The sequence below is a fragment of the Achromobacter semiaridum genome (assembly GCF_053543755.1).
In genome coordinates, this window is the sequence record NZ_JBLVOL010000018.1 from 201476 (window position 1) to 204375 (window position 2900).

Annotated in this window: 2 protein-coding genes; one reads left to right on the forward strand and one right to left on the reverse strand. The window is 64.7% G+C overall.

Features of this window, described 5'->3' with window-relative positions:
- Positions 1-72: 72 nt before the first annotated feature.
- Positions 73-981, reverse strand: a complete 909-nt coding sequence (locus ACNPP0_RS06340) for a LysR substrate-binding domain-containing protein (RefSeq protein WP_332608523.1) — start codon at positions 979-981, stop codon at positions 73-75.
- 284 nt (positions 982-1265) lie between these two features.
- Here ACNPP0_RS06340 and ACNPP0_RS06345 point away from each other — a divergent pair, with 284 nt between their 5' ends.
- On the forward strand, positions 1266-2894 hold the full coding sequence (locus ACNPP0_RS06345) for a methyl-accepting chemotaxis protein (RefSeq protein ID WP_046806942.1): 1629 nt from the start codon (positions 1266-1268) through the stop codon (positions 2892-2894).
- Positions 2895-2900: the final 6 nt, after the last annotated feature.

Consider the following 2900-nt stretch of genomic DNA (forward strand, 5'->3'; position numbering starts at 1 on the left):
CCCCCCCCACCACGCGATGACAAGGACGGGCCATGGCCCGTCCTTTTTGCTGGGCCAAGCCCGCAGTGGCGCTCAGGACGCAGCGGCCCGCAGGGTGACCGCTTCGCGTTCAAACTGGCTGGCCAGCTCTTCCGCCGCGGGCGTCAACGGCTGCGATGTGCGTTGCAAGAGCCCGATCACGTAGTCGGGCAACGGGTCGGTGATGGGCACGATATCCAGTTGTTCGCGCAGCATCCCGGTGGCGATCAACGTGGTCGGCAGCAGCGCCATACGGTCGCTGTTGGCCACCAGCGCCGCCGTGTCGATCACTCCATCCGTATGCATGTCCACGCGCGGCGTACCCAGGCCCGCCCGCGAGAAAACGTCATACACGGACGCGCCGGGTTGGCCGGGCGGCCCCGCCACCGCGAACACCACGTCGCGCAGTTCCTGCATCGCCCGGGCTTGCCGCAAGGGATGGTTGCGGCGCGCCGCGACCACCAAGGGGCAGGTCAGCAAGGCGCGCGCGGTCAGGTTTGGATCGGCTTGGTCGGTATTGACGGGGCAGATGGCGAAATCCAGTTGCCCGTCGCGCAGCAGCGGCATCAGGGAATGGTAAAGGCCGCTGCGGCAGTGCAGTTCCACCTCGGGGTAGCGCTGCCGAAAGCGTTGAATCGCCGACGGCGCCAGCAGCACCGAGGCGGCCGCCGAAATGCCGTATTGAACGGTACCCAGCCGTTCGCCCCGCATCTGGGCCATGGTGTCGCGGGCGCGCTTGGTCTCGTGAACCAGGTATTGCGCGTGGGGCAAGAAGCGCTTGCCGTAGTCATTGGGCCGCATCCCCTTGGCATGCCGGTCGAATAATGACAAGCCCAGCGTGCGTTCAAGACGCCGCAGGGACTTGGTCATTGCCGGTTGGGTTTGTCCGGTGGCGCGGGCTGCCGCGTGCACGCTGCCATGTTGCGTGACGGCAAGAAAATCGAATACCTGCTGCAACTTCATGTTGATACCCCCCTATTGCTCAGTCGAGCTTGCTGAAAGGTCCCCGGCTACTCATCCAAAGTGCTGACCGACCGTAGTTCATTAGCTGTCAAGGTAGCAAGCAAGAGCGCGGTCTGGGGTGGGGCGGGACCCATGCGGATCCAACGGGGGCGCGGCCTGCGGGGCAATCGAGGCCCGCGTGGCATTCCCCTTTGACAATCTTTTGTAACGTAATGAGATATTTAACTTTTCGTTGCAACCTGCCGTAAACCCGTAGAGCGTAATGCAACCCGGAGTGGCTTTTCATGTTCAAGAACCTAAGTATTCGCGCAATCCTGACGACCGCATTGGGCGTCTTTTTCGCGCTTTTCCTGTTGACCGGCGTGGCCGTCTATCAACAATTGACGTCCAACCGCACGTCTATCGAAGTGCTGCTGGACACCAACCTGGTACGCGCCAACGCGGTGGATGGCGCGGGCGCCGAACTGCTGCGCGCCCGCCTGGTGCTGCTGGCCGCGCAGAGCGCACTGCTGGAAGGCAAGTCCATCGACAACATGGCAAGCATGCAGCGCCTGGATGGCTATACCAAGAAGGCGTCTGATTTGATCGACGCCGCTCGCAAGCTTCCAGAAACCACGGAAGTGGGTAAGCCGCTATTCGACGGCGCGCTGGCCGCGTACGACGTCTATGTGCGTGACGCGATTGCGCCGATGGTGGCGGCCATTCGCGCGGGCAAGCCGCAAGACGCCAGCCGCCTGAACCTGGAAAAGGTCACGCCGCTGGGCATCCTGTTCACCCAGGCCATCCAGAAGTACGTGGACTACGCCGACGACGTGGGCCAGCGTGTGGCGCGCGAGGCGTCCACGCGTATCAATGGCGCGATCGTGGTGCTGATCTGTCTGCTGGTGGTGGTGGCAGTGCTGGTGGTCAGCTTGTACGCGATCTTTGCGCGTTCGGTGTTCCGTCCGCTGCACGAGGCCGGCCGCTTGTTCGACCGCATTGCGGGCGGTGACCTCAGCAACCGTATCGAGCAGCGGGGCAATAACGAAATCGGCGTGCTGTATGCCGCCGTCAAGCGCATGCAGGACAGCTTGTCGCGCACCGTGTCGGCCGTGCGGCTGGGCGTGGAAGAAATCCACACCGGTTCGCGCGAGATCGCGGCGGGCAACATCGACCTGTCGTCCCGCACCGAGCAGCAGGCCGCGTCGCTGGAAGAAACGGCCGCCAGCATGGACGAGCTGTCGTCCACGGTGAAGAACAACGCCGACAGCTCGCGCAGCGCATCGCAATTGGCGTCGGCGGCCTCGGAAGTGGCCACGCGCGGCGGCAAGGCCGTGGGCGACGTGGTGGGCACGATGCGCGGCATCGCGGACAGCTCCAAGCGTATCGCCGACATCGTGGGCGTGATCGACGGCATCGCCTTCCAGACCAATATCCTGGCGCTGAACGCGGCGGTGGAAGCGGCGCGCGCGGGCGAACAGGGCAAGGGTTTTGCGGTGGTGGCCAGCGAAGTGCGCGCGTTGGCGCAGCGCAGCGGCCAGGCCGCCAAGGAAATCAAGGGCTTGATCGACGAGTCGGTGCAGAAGGTGTCGATCGGTTCGGACCAGGTGGAAGCCGCGGGCGCCACCATGCAGGAGATCGTGACGTCGGTGCGCCGCGTCACGGACATCATCAACGAAATCTCCAGCGCGTCGGAAGAGCAGTCGCAAGGCATTCAGCAGGTGAACCAGGCGGTGTCGCAGATGGACAGCGTGACGCAGCAGAACGCGGCGCTGGTCGAGCAGGCGGCGGCATCCGCCGCGTCGCTGGAAGCCCAGGCGCAACGCCTGCGTGAAGCGGTGGCGGTGTTCAAGCTGCAAGCCGGCGGGCAGGTGATCGATGCGGACGCCGCTGCGTTGGGCCGCAATGGAGAACCGGCGCTGCTGGGCGCCTGAGCTGGC

Coding starts and splice junctions, on each gene's coding strand:
- ACNPP0_RS06345 (WP_046806942.1), top strand. CDS start 1,266: ATGTTCAAGAACCTAAGTATTCGCGCAATCCTGACGACCGCATTGGGC.
- ACNPP0_RS06340 (WP_332608523.1), bottom strand. CDS start 981: ATGAAGTTGCAGCAGGTATTCGATTTTCTTGCCGTCACGCAACATGGC.